Genomic DNA, 16,353 nt, shown 5'->3' with positions numbered 1-16,353 from the left:
ATGATGCTCGCCCGCGTTGCCGACAGTCTCTACTGGATCGGCCGCTATGTGGAGCGGGCCGAGCACCTTTGCCGGCTCTCCGACGTCATGCTCACGGCCACGCTGGATCGTACGGAATCAGCCACCCAGATCGCCCGCATCGCCCTGGCCGCGGTGGGCGACCCGGAAGGCGCGGTGAAGGCGAGGAACCCCTATGAGGCGGCGCTGTCCCTGGTGCTCGACCGCCAGGACGGGGGCTCGGTGGCGAGTTCGCTCGGCCTGGCGCGCGAGAATGCCCGTCAGGTGCGCGACCAGATCACCACGGAAACCTGGGAGCGGCTCAATCTAATTCATCTGCGGATGAACGACCCCCACGCCGCACGCGCCTTCGCCGAGGGCAGCCAGGATTTCCTGCACGACACGATTGCCGATCTGCACCTGTTCAAGGGCGCCGCCGACGCGACCATGAGCCATGGCGAGGGGTGGCGGTTCCTGCTGCTTGGCGTCTATCTGGAGCGCGCCCAGCTGATCGGCGCGCTGCTGGAGGTTTGTTTCGGAGACAAACGCGGGCGCCCCATCACCGATCACTCCGCCCTGACCAGCCTGCTACGTATGGGTTGCGCCCTGGAGCCCTATCTGCGGGTCTACACAGCCGATATGCAGCCGCGCTACATCCTGGAATTCCTGCTTCTGGACGAGGATTTTCCGCGCTCGGTGCGCTTTTGCACGGCACGTATCGAGGAGCATCTGGCCTCGATCAGCCGCCCGGTGGAAACCCATGGCCTGGCCGGCCCAGACCGCTTGGCCGGGCGGCTGCGCGCGCGCCTGCAGTATGCCGACATCGGCGAGGTCCAGGCTGGCGGCGCCAGCGCCTTCCTGGGCGCGGTGCTCGACGAGTGCGCGGGCGTTCACCGCTCGATCTACGAAGCCTTCGTGTCCTATCCTCTCGAACAGCGCTTGCCGGCCTAAGGACCGACCCGCCCTTGCTTCTTACCGTCCGTCACGCCACGCGCTATCAGTACGATGAGACCGTGCGCGAGAGCGTCATGGAAGTCTGGATGCAGCCGCAGAAGCGCGCCGGCCAGCGGCTGATCAGCTTTGAACTGGAGCTGGATCCGGCCGCCCAGCTGTTCTCCTATGCCGACACCTTCGGCAACGCTGTCTACCACTTCGACATCCCCCAACCGCACGAGCGCCTGAACATCGTCGCGCGATCCGCCGTCGAGACCGAGGAACCGGCCGCCCTGCCGCAGGCTCTGGACCGTGGCGAGTGGGACCGGCTGAAATCTGACTTTGTGCGAGGCGAGCACTTCGACTTCCTGCACGCACACGGCTTTACCGGACCGACCGACGCTCGCAGCCTTTGTCGCGGAGACGAAACTCGATGACCTGCGGTCCTGCGATCCGCTCACCGCCCTGCGTGAGCTGTCGAAGATCGTCTACGAGGCCTTCGCCTATGAGGCCGGCGTCACCCGCGCCGACAGTCCAATCGACCACGTGCTGGAGACCCGCAAAGGGGTCTGCCAGGATTTTGCGCACGTTATGCTGGCGATCTGCCGCAGCTGGGGCCTGCCAGCACGCTATGTCTCCGGCTATCTGTTCACCGACCGCAAGAGCGGCGACCGCTCGGACCCCGACGCCACCCACGCCTGGGTCGAGGTGTTCCTGCCCAGCCTGCGCTGGGTAGGGTTCGACCCGACCAACAACATTGCGGCGGGAGAACGCCATATCACCTGCGCCGTCGGACGTGACTATTCCGACGTGCCGCCATCGCGCGGGGTCTACAAAGGAGAGGCCGAAAGCGAGCTTTCGGTTGGCGTTACGGTGCGCCGGGCGCGTGCGGCCGTCAGCGAACCGGAGTTCCTGCGCACCTCCCAGACCGCCCCGCGCGCCGGTCAGCGACGCGGCCAGTTCAGCGGCCTGGCCTACGACCAGCAACGCCAACAGCAGCAGTAGCCGGGTCAGGTCTGGATCTGGGCGACCGCATCGACCCGCGGGTCGCTGGCGAAGTCCGCCGGCGCGATGAAGCCAAGGCCGTCCCAGGGGATCTTCACCCCGACGGCTTCAAAGCAGCGCGCAAGATACTCCGAGCAGATGAATTCGTTCCTTGGCCCAAGGCTCGGGTGCAGGCGCTTGCGAAACCGACCAAGCACGATGCGCAGAGCAATCCTGAGGGTCTCGACGTGCGAGAAACGGTCGCCCAGCCGGTCGAAGGCGAACCCGGCCATCTTCTTCATGGGCTTGCGGCGGGCTTTCGCGCCCATGCCTCGATGGCGCGCGAGCAGTATTTTCCCGGGATAGGGCTCGGTCCCATTGCTTGTCCTGGCGATGAAGCTGGAAAGCGGCACGGCCCGCACGCCGAGTTTCTCGACACACTCCAGCACCATCACGCGGTCGATGTCGTCCATGCGAAAGGCGATCGCCACGTGGCTCCACGGACTCTTCGTCGCCCACCGGATGAGCCGCGAAAACATGTCCGTCGCCGAGCAAAGCAATATGTCGCCGTCGCGCACCGCCGCACGGATCGCTGCATAGGGCTGCGGGCGAAGGGTGATCAGAACCGCGGGATCGATTGTCATGGGAAACCTAACGTTCAGCCGGGCTGAAGGCTCAAGGCGGCGGGCGGGGTCGGCGATGTTTCGTCTGGACTGACCCTAGGTCGCCCGCGCACCGTCTCAACAACTCATGCCTCGAGGCGTCCGATGCCGTTATCGCCACAGCGCCGCTTCCTCACTCCCGCGCCGGAGGAAACCCTTGAGGCGCTTGCCGCGCGCGCCCTTCCCGACACCCCGCTGGATGGGGCGATGGACGCCATCCGCAGCTGGAATCTGCACATCTTTGCGATGCGGCGCCCGCCTGGGCTGTTGCTCGGCAGCGATGTGGTGTTCGTTGAGGCGCCGCGCGGATGATCTCGAATGCGGTCTCGGCCGAGCCAGTGATCGTCGGGGCAGAGATCGCGGCGGGCCATGATGGCGCGGCGGATCTGGTCCTGCGGCTGCGACACCCCAACGGCGTCGAGGAGACTGTGACGCTGGACGGCGAACATGGCCTGGCGCTCATGAACCGCTGCGGCATCGCCTCGCTTGACGACCTGCCCGGCCACTCGTGGCGCAAGATCCTGGAGGCAAGCTGACCATGTTCGATGTCATTGTCAGGAACGGTCGCATCGTGGACGGCTCGGGCGAGCCGGGCTTCATGGGCGATGTCGCGGTCAAGGACGGACGGATTGCCGCCCTCGGTCGCGTCGTGGGCGAGGCGCGCGAGATCGTCGAAGCCGCAGGGCGGGTGGTGGCCCCAGGTTTCATCGATCCGCACACGCATTTTGATGTCCAGTTGCTGTGGGACGGCGCCGCCCGCCCGGCCCTGGAGCACGGGATCACCTGCGTCGTTCCGGGCAACTGCTCGCTGTCGCTGGCGCCGTTGAGAGCCGCCGACCGCGCCCGTCTCGTGGGCATGTTCCAGCAGATCGAAGAGCTTCCCCCCGAGGCTTTCACCCAGGCGTTCGACTGGACCTGGGAGGACTTCGCCGGCTACCGCGAGGCGATCGAGCAGGACCTGTCGATCAACGTGGCGCCGCTGGTCGGGCACAGCGTCATCCGCCTGTGGGTCATGGGTCCAGCCGCCCAGGAGCGCGCCGCCACCGCTGACGAAATCGTCGGCATGCAGGACCTGCTGCGCGAATGCCTCCGGGCCGGCGCGGTCGGCCTCTCCACCAGCTTCGTCGATGTCGACGAGCATGGCCGTCCGGTGCCCAGCCGCTTCGCCCAGTTCGAAGAGCTGGAGGCGCTGTCGGCCGTGCTGGGCGAATTCGGCCGGATGCTGCAATGCGTTCCCGAATTCTACGATACCGACCTGACCATCGCGCGCATCGACCAGCTGGCGGAGCTGTCGCTGAAGTATGCCATTCCGACCACCTTTTCCCCGGTGTTCGACAACTCAGCGACGCCTGAAAATGTGCCGCGCACTCTGGCCCGCGTCGAGGAGCAGTTCGCTCGGGGCGCGCGGGTCTGGCCGCAGATGCAGACCCGGCCCATAGACATCAGCTTCAGCCTCCTGCGGCCCAGCCTGTTCTTCGCGCGCCTGCCGCGTTGGGTTCGGGTGCTGCGCCAGCCGCTGGAGGCGCGCCTCGCCGCCCTGCGCGATCCGGAGACCGTCGCCAAGATGGTGGCCGACCTGGGTCCGGACGGCGGGGAACGGATGATGGGCCGCCTGACGGTCCGTGGCGGCGACGCCGCGCCGGCCGAGCTGGTGGGCCGGACGCTCCGCGACATCGCCCGCGAACGCGGCGAGGCGCCGGCCCTGGCGCTGATCACCCTGTCGCTGGAGCATGGCCTGGACGTCGCCTTCCTGGCGGCGGGCATGGGACACCAGGAGACCGACCGGATCGGGCCGATGCTGGCCCATCCGCTGGTGCATATCGGGGCCAGCGACGGTGGCGCCCACATCGCCTCGTTCTCGACCTACGGCGACACCGGCTATCTGTTCAGCGAGTTCGTGCGCAAGTCGGGGCGCCTGACCCTGGAGCAGGCCGTCCGCAAGATCACCGCCGACACGGCCGACATCTGGGGCCTCACCGGTCGCGGGCGGCTGCAACCGGGCCAGGCGGCCGACATCGTGATCTTTGACCCGGACAGTATCGGGCGGGGCGAGGAGCGGCCGGTGTTCGACATGCCGGGCGAGGGCATGCGCTATGTCCGGGGCGCGACGGGGATCGACGCCGTGCTGGTCAATGGCCAGATCGCGTGGCGCGACGGGGCTTACACCGACGCCCGCGCCGGAATGGTCTGCAGCTGATCGGAGGGAGAGGCGGCGATGCGCTACGAGACCCTGCTCTACGACCTCGACGGGCCGGTCCTGACGGTGACCTTGAACCGCCCGGACAAGCTCAACGCCTATACCGCGGTGATGGGCGCCGAGATCGAGGACGCCTTCCGGCGCGCCGATACGGACGACGCGGTCCGGGTGGTGATCGTCACCGGGGCCGGGCGGGGATTTTGCGCCGGTGCGGACATCTCCGGCGGCGCTGGCGCTTTCGACGCCAAGGCGGAGGGCTCGGTAGCGTTCGCCGCGCAGGAACGACCGCGTGGGTCGGGCGCGGGCTTCATCGGCGCGATTTTCAATTGCCGTAAGCCCTCCATCGCCGCGATCAACGGGGCGGCCGTAGGGGTGGGCGCGACCCTGACCCTGCCCATGGACATCCGCATCGCCGCCTCCACGGCCCGGCTTGGCTTTGTCTTCGCCCGGCGCGGGCTGGTGCCGGAGGCCGGCAGCGCCTGGTTCCTGCCCAAACTCGTCGGCCTGCCCCAGGCGCTGCGCTGGTGCCTGTCCGGGGGACTCATATCGGCGCAGGAGGCGCTCGCGGGCGGATTGGTGTCGGAGACCGTCGAACCTCAGGACCTGCTCGTCCGCGCCCGCGCCATCGCCATGGAGATCGCCGAGAACACCGCTCCCGTCTCAATCGCCCTCACCCGCCAGATGCTCTGGCGCTACGCCGGCGCGCCGGACCCGTTCGACCTGCTGGCCGTGGACGGACGGCTGTCCATGGAACTGGGCGCCGGCCCGGACGTCCGCGAAGGCGTCAGCGCCTTCCTCGAGAAACGCACCCCCAACTTCCCCGGCAAGGCGTCCAGCGACCTGCCGAGCCTCTATCCGTGGTGGGAAACTTGAGAAGACGCGGCGTGGCGCACCCGATCCAGGATGGCGACGGCGGCGTTGGTAGGCCGGGTGAGGTTCGAACTCACGACCATTCGATTAAAAGTCGAATGCTCTACCACTGAGCTACCGGCCCCCTCGACGCGATTCCCCTTGATCGAAGGGGTCGGGCGAAGCGGCGCGGACCTTAGGCGCCGGGGTCCGCTCGCGCAAGGGCATCCAGACGCGGTTGGCGAAACCGATGGGTAGGCTAGGATCGCGGGCGATGCACACTCTTTCCCGCCTCGTCGTCGTAACGACGGCGCTCGCGCTCGCCGGCTGCGCCACCGCCGGACGGTCGGACGGCTCGCGCCGGGTGGAGACCACGTCCCAGGCCAGCCGCGAGAGCCTAGGGGGCGCCGCCGCCTCACCGCTGCGCGACCTCAATGTCCTGCAGACCAAGATACCCGACATCCTGCTGCGCGCGGTAGCCGACCCCTATGCGCGGACCTTGCCCGAGCGTTGTGACCAGCTGGGGGCGAAGATCAAAGCCCTGGACGAGGTGCTGGGCGCGGACCTCGATGCCCCCTCGGTGGATCAGGACGACCTGTTGGACAAGGGTCGCGAGACCGTACTCGGCGCGGTGGCCGGGGTGGCGTCCGGCGTGATCCCCTACCGCGGATGGGTCCGCCGACTGACCGGTGCGGAACGGCATGATCGTCTGGTGCAGGCCGCGATCACCGCCGGCGCGGTGCGCCGGGGCTATCTCAAGGGATTGGGCGAGGCGCGGGGCTGCCCGCGACCCGCCAGGCCGTCGCATGTCCTAGCGGAAAGGTCCGCGGACACCCAGGATTTCAAGCCACGCTTTCCGATCCGCCCACCCGCTGGCGGGCCATGAAGTCCGCGCGGAAGGCATCCAGCCGACGCCCGGCGATGGCCGCGCGCAGGGCCGCCATCAGGGCCTGAAAAAACGCCAGGTTGTGCCAGGAGAGCAGCACCTGCCCCAGGATCTCCTCGGACTTCACCAGGTGGTGCAGATAGGCCTTCGAATAGTCGCGCGACGCCGGACAGGCGATGCCGGCGTCGAGGGGCGCGTCATCCTCGGCGAAGCGGGCGTTCTTCAGATTGACCGAGCCATCCCAGGTCCAGGCCTGGCCGTGGCGGCCGGACCGCGTGGGCAGCACGCAGTCGAACATGTCCACGCCGCGCGCCACCGCCTCGACGATGTCGATCGGCTTGCCGACCCCCATCAGGTAGCGGGGCCGCTCGGGCGGCAACATCGCGGGCGCATAGTCCAGCACCTCGACCATGCCGGCATGCCCCTCGCCCACCGCCAGGCCGCCGATGGCGTAGCCGTCGAAGCCGATCTCGATCAGCCGCTCGGCGGACTCGCCGCGCAGGGCCCGCGACTGCCCCCCCTGCTGGATGCCGAACAGCGCTTGGCTGTCGCGCGCGCCGAACGCGGCCTTCGACCGCTGCCCCCATCGCGCGGAGCGACGCATGGCCTCGGCCACTCGCTCTTCGCTGCTCGGCAAGGACACCAGTTCATCCAGCTGCATGACGATATCCGACCCCAGCAGGTCAGCCTGAATCGCGATTGATCGCTCGGGCGTCAGCACGTGTCTGGAGCCGTCGATGTGGCTTTGGAAGGTGACGGACTCCTCGGTGACCTTAGAGATCTTCGAAAGCGACATCACCTGGAAACCGCCCGAGTCGGTCAGGATCGGCTTTTCCCAGCGCATGAACCGGTGCAGCCCGCCCAGGCGCGCCACACGCTCGGCCGTCGGCCGCAGCATCAGGTGGTACGTGTTGCCCAGCAGGATGTCGGCGCCGCTGGCCGCCACCTGATCGACGGTCAGCGCCTTGACCGTGCCCGCCGTGCCCACGGGCATGAAGGCGGGCGTTCGAATCTTACCGCGTGAGGTCGCCAGCACCCCGGTCCGGGCCGCGCCGTCGGTGGCCGAGATCGTGAACGGGAACGCCCCCATCAGCCGGCCCTCCAGAGCAGGCTTGTGTCGCCATAGGAGTAGAACCGGTAGCCCGTCGCGACGGCGTGCGCGTACGCCGCGCGCATGGCAGCCTGCCCCGCCAGAGCGCAGACCAGCATGAACAGGGTCGACTTCGGCAGGTGGAAGTTGGTCATCAGGCCGTCGGCGGCGCGGAATCGGTAGCCTGGCGTAATGAAGATCGCCGTCTCGCCCTCGAAGGGTCTGACGAGACCATCCTCGCCGGTCGCGGATTCCAGCAGGCGCAATGAGGTTGTGCCGACGCAGACGATGCGCCCGCCGGCCGCCCGGGCTGCATTGATCCGCTCAGCTGTCTCGGCGTCCACCTCGCCCCATTCGGCATGCATGTGGTGATCGTCGAGCGCCTCGGTCTTCACCGGCAGGAATGTGCCGGCGCCGACGTGCAGGGTGACGAACTCGGTGGCGATGCCCGCTTGCGCCAACCGGGCGAACAGATCCGGCGTGAAGTGCAGGCCCGCGGTCGGCGCGGCGACCGATCCATCCTCACGGGCATAGACCGTCTGGTAGTCCGTCCGGTCGCGGTCGTCCTCCCCCCGCTTTGCGGCGATATAGGGCGGCAGCGGCATCGCGCCCCGCTCGGCGATCGCGGCGTCGAGGTCGGGTCCGGACAGATCGAAACCCAGCGTCACCTCCCCGCCCTCGCCCTTGGCCCGCACTGTGGCGGCGAGCGCGCCCAGCAGGCAGGCGCGGTCAGAGGTTTCGCCGAACGCCACCCGGTCACCCACGGCCAGTTTCTTGCCGGGCCGCATCAGCGCCGTCCAGTCATGTGCCGACAGGCGCTTGAGCAGGGTCGCCTCGACGGCCACCCGGCTCTCCCCGCGCTGGCGGACGCCCTTCAGCCGGGCCGCGATCACCCGGGTGTCGTTGAGCACCAGAAGGTCGCCCGCGCGCAGCAGGTCCGGCAGGTCGTCAACCCTAAGATCGCGCAGCGGCTCGCCCGGCGCGACCAGCAGCAGGCGCGCCGCGTCCCGCGGGCTGGCGGGCCGCAACGCAATGCGATCCTCAGGAAGGTCAAAATCGAAATCGGCGAGCTGCATGGAAGGCGGTTGAGGCGCACGCACCGGACCGCCCGTCAAGCCGACAACGGCCGATGTGGCTTCAGGCGTCGGCGACGACCTTCATCGAGACGATCGCGCCGGGCGCGCGCGGCGGCTCGCCCTTTGGCAAGGCGTCAACGTGATCCATACCCTCGGTGACCTCGCCCCAGACGGTATATTGGCTGTCCAGGAACCGGGCGTCGTCGAGACAGATGAAAAACTGACTGTTGGCCGAGTTCGGGTTGGCCGTCCTGGCCATCGAACAGACCCCGCGAACGTGCGGCTCCTTGGAGAATTCCGCCGGCAGGTCCGGCTTCGGCGAACCGCCCGATCCGGTGCCCGTCGGGTCACCGCCCTGGGCCATGAAGCCCGGGATCACCCGATGGAAGACCACGCCATCGTAGAAGCCTTCGCGCGCCAGTTCCTTGATCCGCGCCACATGCTGCGGGGCCAGGTCGGGGCGCAGCTTGATCGTCACAGGCCCGCCGGACAGGTGCAGGATCAGGGTGTTTTCGGAGTCCATCATTTCACCTCAGAAGGAATGTCGATATCGCAAGCTGTGAAGTCCGCGCCCTTGGCGGCGCGAACGCGGACGATCTCGGCCCGGAACCACGGGCCCTTGGGGTCGATGACCCGGATCTTCGGGCGGCTCGCTTCGGGGATGTCAGCCAGCAGGCGCACGTGATCCATTCGATCCTGTGGATCGGCGACCGGCTCACCCACCTTGATGTCACGAACCACCTCCAGGCCGGCGATCACGCGCCCCCAGGCCGTGTAGTTCTTGTCCAGGGATGGATAGGGATAGCGCATCAGGAAGAACTGGCTGTTGGCGGAGTCGGGGGTGCTGTCGCGCGCCATGCCCATCACACCCTGACAATAGAGTCCCCAGGCGGTGACCTTCTGATCCCTGGTCATGGCGGCGAGCATCATCGACTGGCTCATCACCGGCAGGGATTTGATGAACCCGACCTCGGCCACGGTCTGGTCAGCGGCCATCACGAACGGCAGATCGGAGCCCCGGCGGAAGGTGAACTCGCCGGGCAGGTTGGGCTTCGATGACCCGCCCTGGCCGTTGTTCTGCGGGTCGCCGGTCTGGTCCATGAACTTGTCGATGACCCGGAAGAAGCGCAGGCCATCATAGAAGCCCTCATGCGCCAGGGCGCGCACCTGGGCCACGTGCTTCGGCGCGACCTCGGGCAGCATCTCGACCACGATACGGCCCTTGTTGGTGTCGATCACCAGCACGTCGTCGGGATCTGGACGGCGCCAGTCCGCAGGGCCGGGCGCGGCGGGATCGATGGTCTTGGCCGGCGCGGCGGCTGCAGGGAGCGGCGCCTTTTTCGGGGCCGCGAAGGCCGTGACGGCAACAGCCGTTATGGCGGCGGCAAGCAGGACTGATCTCATGGTTTCACTCGTAACCGGACGAAGGCCGCGACGCCAGCCAGCCGATCAGCGGCCGGCCTTGGCCATCAGGCGATCCCTCACGTCGGCGCTGACGAATTTGGTCACGTCGCCGCCCAGCAGGACGATCTCCTTCACCAGCCGAGAGGCGATCGCCAGGTGACGTGGATCAGCCATCAGGAAGACCGTCTCGACCTCGCGGTCGAGTTGCTGGTTCATGGCGGTGAGCGCGAACTCAAACTCGAAATCCGTCACGGCGCGCAGGCCCCGCACCATGACGCTGGCGCCAATCTGGTGTGCGAAGTGCGTGGTCAGGCCCTGGTAGGGTTGCACGACGATCTCGGTCGCACCTCGAAATGGCGCGACCGCCTCCTCGACAATCGCCACCCGCTCCTCGATATTGAACATGGGACTCTTGCCGGTATCGATGGCGACGCCAATGACCAGCTTGTCCAATAGCTTCACGGCGCGACTGATGATGTCGACGTGACCGTTGTGGATGGGATCGAAGGCGCCCGGATAGAGCCCGACACGGGTCATGCTGCTTCGTTCCTCAACAACAGATCTTCGCCTTTCGCCGTGCGGAGACGTTCTGGCAAGGGAAAATCGTCGGCAACGCCATGACCACAGCCCCAGGTGCTGCAGGTCTGCAGGACCTTTCCCGCAAGTCTGGTCAGTCGCCTAAGCTTCAGGAGCGGCGCCGCCGTCCCCTGGGGCCTCGTCCTCGACCGCCTCGTCGTCCTCGCCGGTGTCGGCCAGCCGTTCCACCGAGACCACGTGCTCGTTCTCCGCGGTTCGGAAGACGATGACGCCTTGGGTATTGCGACTGGCGAGGCGGACCTTGCGGACCGGGGTGCGGATCAGCTGGCCCTGGTCGGTGACCATGAGGATCTGGTCGCTCTCCTCAACCGGGAACGACGCGGCGAGCTTGCCACCCTTCTTGGTGAGGTCCTGGGCCAGGAGGCCCTGCCCGCCGCGCCCAGTGCGCCGGAATTCATAGGCCGAGGTCCGCTTGCCAAAGCCTTCGGTGGAGACCGTCAGGATGATTTCCTCCGCCCCTCCGAGTTCAGCGATCCGGTCCGGCGTCAGGCTGACCTGATCTTCGCCGTCGGCTTCATCGTCGTCGATGGTGGGCGCTTCGTCGCCATCCTCGCCTTCGGCCGCCGTCCGCATCAGCCGGGCGTGCTTGAGATAGGCTGTGCGCTCGGCCGGCGTGGCGGCGACGGCGCGCAGGATCGCCATGGAGATCACGCTGTCGCCCTGAGCCAGGCGGACGCCACGCACGCCGGTGGAGTCGCGGCCGGCGAACACCCGGACGTCTTCTGTCGGAAAGCGGATGCAGCGGCCGAGCGCCGTGGTCAGCAGGATATCGTTGACCCGGGCGTTGCAGACGCCGACCCCGACAATCGCATCACCGTCGTCGAGCTTCATGGCGATCTTGCCGTTGCGGCGGATGTCGATGAAGTCGGAAAGCTTGTTGCGCCGAACCCCGCCGGACCGGGTGGCGAACATCACGTCGAACTGATCCCAGCTCGCCTCGTCCTCGGGCAGCGGCAGGATCGAGGTGATGCTCTCGCCGGGTTCGATGGGCAGCAGGTTGACGAAGGCCTTGCCGCGCGAGGTCGGCGTACCGACCGGCAGGCGCCAGACCTTCAACTTGTACGCCTTGCCGCCGCTGGAGAAGAACAGCATCGGCGTGTGGGTGTTGGCGGAGAAGACGCGGGTCACCGCATCCTCGTCCTTGGTGGCCATTCCCGAGCGGCCTTTGCCGCCGTGTTTCTGGGTCCGGTAGATCGACAGTGGCGTGCGCTTCACATAGCCGCCGTGGGTGACGGTGATGACCATGTCCTCGCGGACGATTAGGTCCTCGTCCTCGACGTCGGCATCGCCATCGACGATCTCGGTGCGGCGTGGCACGGCGAAGGCGGCGCGCACCTCGACCAGTTCCTCGCGTACGATGGCCATGATCGCCTCGCGCGAGGCCAGCAACGCCAGATAGGCCTGGATGGCGTCGGCCAAAGTCTGGGCTTCGCCGAAGATCTCGTCACGGCCAAGCCCGGTCAGGCGCGAGAGCGTGAGCGCCAGAATGGCGCGGGCCTGTTCATCCGACAGCCGGATCAGGGCGCCGTCGATCACCAGGGTGCGGGGATCGGCAATCAGCTCGACCAGCGGCAGCATATCGCCCGCCGGCCAGTCCTTGGCGACCAGGCGCTCGCGGGCCTCCGCCGGATCCTTGGACGAGCGGATGATCTGGATGAACTCGTCGATGTTGGCCACGGCGATGGCCAGGCCGACCAGCACATGGCCGCGGTCGCGGGATTTCGACAGTTCGAACTTGGTGCGCCGGACCACCACTTCCTCGCGGAAATCCACGAAGGCGGTGACCATGTCGCGCAGGCCCATCTGCACCGGCCGCCCGCGATTAAGCGCCAGCATATTGACCGGGAACGACGACTGCAGGGGCGTGTAGCGATAGAGCTGGTTGAGGATGACGTCGGCGGACGCATCGCGTTTCATCTCGATAACGATGCGCATGCCCTGGCGATCGCTCTCGTCGCGCAGGTCGGAGATGCCCTCGATCCGTTTCTCGCGCACCAGCTCGGCGATGCGCTCGACCAGGCCAGCCTTGTTCAGCTGGTAGGGGATCGAATGGATGATGATCGCTTCACGGTCCTTGCGGATTTCCTCGATCGAGGCCTGGCCGCGCATGATCACCGAACCCCGGCCGGTCATCAGCGCCAGCCGCGCGCCGGTCCGGCCGATGATCTCGCCGCCGGTGGGGAAGTCGGGTCCGGGCACGATATCGAGCAACGCCTCGAGGGTGACCTCCGGATCATCGATATAGGCCAGGCAGGCGTCGACGATCTCACCCAGGTTATGCGGCGGGATGTTGGTGGCCATGCCCACGGCGATGCCACCCGCGCCATTGACCAGAAGGTTGGGAATTCGCGACGGCAGCACCACCGGCTCGTGTTCGGAACCGTCGTAGTTGTCCTTGAAATCGACCGTGTCCTTGTCGAGATCGGCCAAGATCGCCATCGCCGCCTTGGTCATGCGGCTTTCCGTGTAGCGCATGGCCGCCGGCGGATCGTTGTCCACGGAGCCGAAGTTCCCCTGCCCGTCGATCAGCAGCAGGCTCATTGAGAACGGCTGGGCCATGCGGACCAGGGTGTCGTAGATCGCCTGGTCGCCGTGCGGGTGATACTTGCCCATGACGTCGCCGACGACGCGGGCCGATTTTACATAGGAGCGGTCGGGCGTGTGTCCTTGCTCGCCCATCGAGAACAGGATGCGACGATGCACTGGCTTCAAGCCATCGCGGACGTCGGGCAGCGCGCGGCTGACGATCACGCTCATGGCGTAATCGAGGTACGAGCGCTTCAACTCGTCTTCGATGGCGATAGGGGCGATGCCCCCGTGCCGGTCAGCCGGCGGAGTGGTGTTTTCGTCGGTCAAGGCGGGGATTTAGCCGTTGGAATCGGGCGGGTTACGTGGAGATCACAATTAGCATTTCGAAGCCGCTGACGCCAACCCTCTCCCGCCTGCGCGCGCGCCACGCGGCGAAGTCTGGAAGCACGGTTTCGGGCAGGTCACAATCGACGGTGACCGGGCGGGCGCGGCGTCCTAAGAAGCCGGATGAAAGGACTTCGCTTCCATGCCGCTGCAGCCCGGTGAACCCGCGCCCTGGTTCACGGCGCCGACGCCGTCCAACCCGGAGTATGTGTTCGACACCGCCGCGGGCCGCTACATCCTTCTGGTGTTCCTGCCGCACGACGACGCCCCGGCCAGCGCCGCGGCGCTGCGGGTCCTTGCCACACATCGCGCCCTGCTCGACGACGTCAAGCTGAGCGCCTTCGTGGTGGTGCGCGATCCGACGACAGCCGCCACGGCGACCGACATGACCGGCCTGCGCTGGGTGCTGGACATCGACGGCGCGGTGAGCCGGCTCTACGGCGCATTGAACAACGATGGCTCGGACTCTCCGATGTGGCTCATCCTCGACCCGGCGCTGCGCGTGATGGGCCGGGTGCAGCTGGGCAACCCGCAGATGGTCTTCGCCGCGCTTTCGCGGCTGGGCGCGCCCAGCGACCACGCCGGGGTTCCGTTGCATGCTCCGATCCTGATCGCCCCGCGCATTTTTGAGCCCGAATTGTGCGCTCGACTCATCGCCCTGCATGATGCCCATGGCGGGCGCTTTACCGGCGTCATGCGCGACCAGGGCGACCGTACCGTTGCGGTGATGGACGAACTGAAGAAGCGCCGTGACGTGCTTGTTGCCGACGAGGATCTGCAGGCGACCCTGCGGGACCGCCTTGAGCGACGGTTGTTCCCGCTGATCGCCCGCGGCCTGGGCTTCGCCGCGACGCGCATCGAACGCTTTGTGGTGAGTTGTTATGACGCCGCCGACGGGGCGGTGTTCCACGCCCACCGCGACTCCACCACGTTCGGCACGGCGCACCGCAAATTCGCGTGCTCGATCAATCTCAACGACGGCTTCGAGGGCGGCGACCTGCGTTTCGCTGAATACGGCCAGAAGACCTATCGCCCACCGCTGGGCGGGGCGGTGGTGTTTTCCTGCGCCCTGCTGCACGAGGCCACGCGGGTGTCCGCGGGGCGGCGCTATGCCTTTTTGCCGTTCCTCTACGACGAGGCCGGGGCAGAGGTGCTGGCAGCCTATGAACGGCGGGTCGGCGCTCGCGCCGAGCCCACGCTCTGATGCATTCGCCGGCCTGGACGCCCCCCTTTCAGCTCGGTGAGCCCGCGCCGTGGTTCGAGGCGGCCGCGCCGGGCAACGCGCACTATCATGTGAGCACCAGCGCCGGGCGCTATGTCCTGTTGGCTTTCCTGCCCGATCCCGGGGCCCGGCGCGAGGCCGCCCTTGCCGCGCTGGCGGCGCACCGCACCCTTTTCGATGACCATCGGCTCAGCGCCTTCCTGGTGGCGAGGGACGCGGCCACCATGGGCTCAGCCCGCCAGGAACCGGGGGTGCGCTGGTTCTTCGACGCCGACGGTCGCGTCAGCCGGCTCTACGGCGCCATCGAAAGCGAGGAGGCCCGCCCCTACTGGCTGCTGCTCGACCCCATGCTGCGGGTGATCGTCGCGGCGCCGATGGGCGGGACGGCAGATCTGTTCGACCGCATTGCTGCCTTGCCGTCCGTCGCCGAGCACGCCGGCGTGGAACTCTATGCGCCGGCCTTGATCGTGCCTCGGGTGTTCGAGGCGGATATCTGCAAGCGACTAATCGCGCTCTACGCGGCGCACGGCGGGAGCCCCTCGGGCGTGATGCGCGACGTGGGCGGTCGAACGGTCGGCGTGCTCGACGGGTTCAAGCGCCGGCGCGATGTGACCATCGACGACGAAGGCTTGCGCGCCGAGCTCGTATCGCGTCTCAGCCGGCGCCTCGCGCCGGAGATCGCCAGGGCCTATCAGTTCCAGGCCACGCGTATCGAGCGCTACATCGTGGCCTGCTACGACGCCGCCGACGGGGGGTTCTTTCGCCCCCACCGCGATAACGAGACCTTGGCGACCCAGCACCGAAAGTTCGCGGTCTCGATCAACCTCAATGCCGAGGAATTCGAAGGCGGTGACCTGCGCTTTCCCGAGTTTGGACCTCGCACCTATCGCCCTCCCACCGGCGGCGCCGTGGTCTTCGCCTGCGGCCTCCTGCACGAGGCGACGCCGGTGACCCGGGGGCGCCGCTACGCCTTCCTGCCGTTCCTCTACGACGAAGCGGGCCAGGTGTTGCGTGACGCCAACGCTGCCGCCCTGGCCTGAGCACCGGGCCTTGAGCTTCGGCGGTCCGGCCCCAAACTCCGCCGCATTTCCATGATGTCCTGCAGGCCGATGAAGCGAGTTGTCCCCGTCCTGACCGTTCCGCTCCTGATGATCTCGGCCGTGGCCACGGCCCAGACCGGTGTCACGCCAGGCTATTGGGAGACCACCAATCAGGTGCTGTCGCCGTTCCCGACCCGCAAGGTCGAGAAGCGTTGCATCAAGCCCGCCGATGTCGCCAAGTTCATGCAGGGGCCAAGCAACCACATCTACACCTGCACCTATCCGACGCGGGACATCGCCGGCGGCAAAATCCGTCTCGTTGGCAGCTGCAAGACCCGCGACGGCAAGCCGGTGCCGATCACTGGAGAGGGCGCCTATACCGGCGACACCTTCCGCGTCGATGCGAATATCCAGACCCAGATCGGCGGTTTCACCTTGCCGGTGCACGCACGCACGACGGCGCGGCGCCTCGGAGACGACTGCCCGTCGGACGGGGGTTGAGT

General features: G+C 67.4%; 18 protein-coding genes and 1 tRNA gene. 11 read left to right on the top strand and 8 right to left on the bottom strand.

Annotated features, from left to right (window positions below; genetic code table 11):
- Genes RMN86_RS14125 through RMN86_RS14115 form a run of 3 tightly spaced genes read left to right on the top strand, consistent with a single transcriptional unit; the run spans position 1 to position 1,935 of the window.
- Positions 1-948 carry an alpha-E domain-containing protein gene (locus RMN86_RS14125; protein ID WP_309606494.1) on the top strand — a complete coding sequence of 316 codons (948 nt, stop codon included), beginning with the start codon at positions 1-3 and terminating at the stop codon, positions 946-948.
- Between the two features lie 14 nt (positions 949-962).
- Positions 963-1,367, top strand: a complete 405-nt coding sequence (locus RMN86_RS14120; protein ID WP_309606493.1) for a transglutaminase N-terminal domain-containing protein — start codon at positions 963-965, stop codon at positions 1,365-1,367.
- Positions 1,273-1,935 carry a transglutaminase family protein gene (locus RMN86_RS14115; RefSeq protein ID WP_309606492.1) on the top strand — a complete coding sequence of 221 codons (663 nt, stop codon included), beginning with the start codon at positions 1,273-1,275 and terminating at the stop codon, positions 1,933-1,935. The genes RMN86_RS14120 and RMN86_RS14115 overlap by 95 nt, the downstream gene beginning before the upstream one ends.
- Before the next feature lie 5 nt (positions 1,936-1,940).
- Here the strand turns inward: RMN86_RS14115 and RMN86_RS14110 are convergent, their stop codons facing one another.
- The gene (locus RMN86_RS14110; RefSeq protein WP_309606491.1) at positions 1,941-2,558 is read right to left on the bottom strand and encodes a YiiX/YebB-like N1pC/P60 family cysteine hydrolase; all 618 of its coding nucleotides are present in this window, start codon (positions 2,556-2,558) and stop codon (positions 1,941-1,943) included.
- A 123-nt stretch (positions 2,559-2,681) separates the two neighbouring features.
- Here RMN86_RS14110 and RMN86_RS14105 point away from each other — a divergent pair, with 123 nt between their 5' ends.
- The 4 genes from RMN86_RS14105 to RMN86_RS14090 are packed head-to-tail and all read left to right on the top strand — an operon-like array spanning position 2,682 to position 5,646.
- Positions 2,682-2,888 carry a hypothetical protein gene (locus tag RMN86_RS14105; RefSeq protein WP_309606490.1) on the top strand — a complete coding sequence of 69 codons (207 nt, stop codon included), beginning with the start codon at positions 2,682-2,684 and terminating at the stop codon, positions 2,886-2,888.
- A complete protein-coding gene (locus RMN86_RS14100) occupies positions 2,885-3,112 on the top strand; it encodes a hypothetical protein (protein ID WP_309606489.1) in 228 nt (75 codons plus the stop codon). The genes RMN86_RS14105 and RMN86_RS14100 overlap by 4 nt, the downstream gene beginning before the upstream one ends.
- 2 nt (positions 3,113-3,114) lie before the next feature.
- Positions 3,115-4,773, top strand: a complete 1,659-nt coding sequence (locus RMN86_RS14095; RefSeq protein WP_309606488.1) for an amidohydrolase family protein — start codon at positions 3,115-3,117, stop codon at positions 4,771-4,773.
- Positions 4,774-4,791: 18 nt separating this feature from the next.
- Positions 4,792-5,646, top strand: a complete 855-nt coding sequence (locus tag RMN86_RS14090; RefSeq protein WP_309606487.1) for an enoyl-CoA hydratase-related protein — start codon at positions 4,792-4,794, stop codon at positions 5,644-5,646.
- Positions 5,647-5,692: 46 nt separating this feature from the next.
- Here the strand turns inward: RMN86_RS14090 and RMN86_RS14085 are convergent.
- Positions 5,693-5,767, bottom strand: a tRNA-Lys gene (locus RMN86_RS14085).
- Between the two features lie 129 nt (positions 5,768-5,896).
- Between RMN86_RS14085 and RMN86_RS14080 the strand changes: the two genes are divergently transcribed.
- Positions 5,897-6,508: a hypothetical protein gene (locus RMN86_RS14080; protein ID WP_309606486.1), complete on the top strand. Its 612-nt coding sequence runs from the start codon at positions 5,897-5,899 to the stop codon at positions 6,506-6,508.
- Here RMN86_RS14080 and tgt read toward each other — a convergent pair.
- The 6 genes from tgt to gyrA all read right to left on the bottom strand — a co-directional run bounded on the left by tgt (position 6,465) and on the right by gyrA (position 13,531).
- Entirely contained in the window at positions 6,465-7,598 is a 1,134-nt protein-coding gene (gene tgt / locus RMN86_RS14075) for a tRNA guanosine(34) transglycosylase Tgt (RefSeq protein ID WP_309606485.1), read from the bottom strand. The genes RMN86_RS14080 and tgt overlap by 44 nt on opposite strands.
- Entirely contained in the window at positions 7,598-8,674 is a 1,077-nt protein-coding gene (gene queA, locus RMN86_RS14070) for a tRNA preQ1(34) S-adenosylmethionine ribosyltransferase-isomerase QueA (RefSeq protein ID WP_309606484.1), read from the bottom strand. The genes tgt and queA overlap by 1 nt, the downstream gene beginning before the upstream one ends.
- Before the next feature lie 61 nt (positions 8,675-8,735).
- Positions 8,736-9,200, bottom strand: a complete 465-nt coding sequence (locus RMN86_RS14065; RefSeq protein ID WP_309606483.1) for a peptidylprolyl isomerase — start codon at positions 9,198-9,200, stop codon at positions 8,736-8,738.
- Positions 9,197-10,078 (bottom strand): peptidylprolyl isomerase, encoded by an 882-nt coding sequence (locus tag RMN86_RS14060; protein WP_309606482.1) that lies wholly within the window; start codon positions 10,076-10,078, stop codon positions 9,197-9,199. Before RMN86_RS14060 ends, RMN86_RS14065 begins: the two co-directional genes overlap by 4 nt.
- Positions 10,079-10,123: 45 nt before the next feature.
- Positions 10,124-10,615 (bottom strand): pantetheine-phosphate adenylyltransferase, encoded by a 492-nt coding sequence (gene coaD / locus RMN86_RS14055; RefSeq protein ID WP_309606481.1) that lies wholly within the window; start codon positions 10,613-10,615, stop codon positions 10,124-10,126.
- 141 nt (positions 10,616-10,756) lie between these two features.
- Positions 10,757-13,531 carry a DNA gyrase subunit A gene (gene gyrA / locus RMN86_RS14050; RefSeq protein ID WP_309606480.1) on the bottom strand — a complete coding sequence of 925 codons (2,775 nt, stop codon included), beginning with the start codon at positions 13,529-13,531 and terminating at the stop codon, positions 10,757-10,759.
- 199 nt (positions 13,532-13,730) lie between these two features.
- On the opposite strand from gyrA, the gene RMN86_RS14045 reads away from it, so the two are divergent.
- The 3 genes from RMN86_RS14045 to RMN86_RS14035 all read left to right on the top strand — a co-directional run bounded on the left by RMN86_RS14045 (position 13,731) and on the right by RMN86_RS14035 (position 16,351).
- The gene (locus tag RMN86_RS14045; protein ID WP_309606479.1) at positions 13,731-14,792 is read left to right on the top strand and encodes a 2OG-Fe(II) oxygenase; all 1,062 of its coding nucleotides are present in this window, start codon (positions 13,731-13,733) and stop codon (positions 14,790-14,792) included.
- Entirely contained in the window at positions 14,792-15,850 is a 1,059-nt protein-coding gene (locus RMN86_RS14040; RefSeq protein WP_309606478.1) for a 2OG-Fe(II) oxygenase, read from the top strand. The genes RMN86_RS14045 and RMN86_RS14040 overlap by 1 nt, the downstream gene beginning before the upstream one ends.
- A 69-nt stretch (positions 15,851-15,919) precedes the next feature.
- Positions 15,920-16,351, top strand: coding sequence for a DUF3617 family protein (locus tag RMN86_RS14035; RefSeq protein ID WP_309606477.1), 432 nt, complete (start codon positions 15,920-15,922; stop codon positions 16,349-16,351).
- Positions 16,352-16,353: the final 2 nt, after the last annotated feature.

This window comes from Phenylobacterium sp., assembly GCF_031360265.1.
Lineage (GTDB): Bacteria > Pseudomonadota > Alphaproteobacteria > Caulobacterales > Caulobacteraceae > Phenylobacterium.
This window is presented reverse-complemented; position numbering and strand designations above follow the sequence as displayed.

Coding starts and splice junctions, on each gene's coding strand:
- RMN86_RS14125 (WP_309606494.1), top strand. CDS start 1: ATGATGCTCGCCCGCGTTGCCGACAGTCTCTACTGGATCGGCCGCTAT.
- RMN86_RS14110 (WP_309606491.1), bottom strand. CDS start 2,558: ATGACAATCGATCCCGCGGTTCTGATCACCCTTCGCCCGCAGCCCTAT.
- RMN86_RS14105 (WP_309606490.1), top strand. CDS start 2,682: ATGCCGTTATCGCCACAGCGCCGCTTCCTCACTCCCGCGCCGGAGGAA.
- RMN86_RS14100 (WP_309606489.1), top strand. CDS start 2,885: ATGATCTCGAATGCGGTCTCGGCCGAGCCAGTGATCGTCGGGGCAGAG.
- RMN86_RS14095 (WP_309606488.1), top strand. CDS start 3,115: ATGTTCGATGTCATTGTCAGGAACGGTCGCATCGTGGACGGCTCGGGC.
- RMN86_RS14090 (WP_309606487.1), top strand. CDS start 4,792: ATGCGCTACGAGACCCTGCTCTACGACCTCGACGGGCCGGTCCTGACG.
- RMN86_RS14080 (WP_309606486.1), top strand. CDS start 5,897: ATGCACACTCTTTCCCGCCTCGTCGTCGTAACGACGGCGCTCGCGCTC.
- tgt (WP_309606485.1), bottom strand. CDS start 7,598: ATGGGGGCGTTCCCGTTCACGATCTCGGCCACCGACGGCGCGGCCCGG.
- queA (WP_309606484.1), bottom strand. CDS start 8,674: ATGCAGCTCGCCGATTTCGATTTTGACCTTCCTGAGGATCGCATTGCG.
- RMN86_RS14065 (WP_309606483.1), bottom strand. CDS start 9,200: ATGATGGACTCCGAAAACACCCTGATCCTGCACCTGTCCGGCGGGCCT.
- RMN86_RS14060 (WP_309606482.1), bottom strand. CDS start 10,078: ATGAGATCAGTCCTGCTTGCCGCCGCCATAACGGCTGTTGCCGTCACG.
- coaD (WP_309606481.1), bottom strand. CDS start 10,615: ATGACCCGTGTCGGGCTCTATCCGGGCGCCTTCGATCCCATCCACAAC.
- RMN86_RS14045 (WP_309606479.1), top strand. CDS start 13,731: ATGCCGCTGCAGCCCGGTGAACCCGCGCCCTGGTTCACGGCGCCGACG.
- RMN86_RS14040 (WP_309606478.1), top strand. CDS start 14,792: ATGCATTCGCCGGCCTGGACGCCCCCCTTTCAGCTCGGTGAGCCCGCG.
- RMN86_RS14035 (WP_309606477.1), top strand. CDS start 15,920: ATGAAGCGAGTTGTCCCCGTCCTGACCGTTCCGCTCCTGATGATCTCG.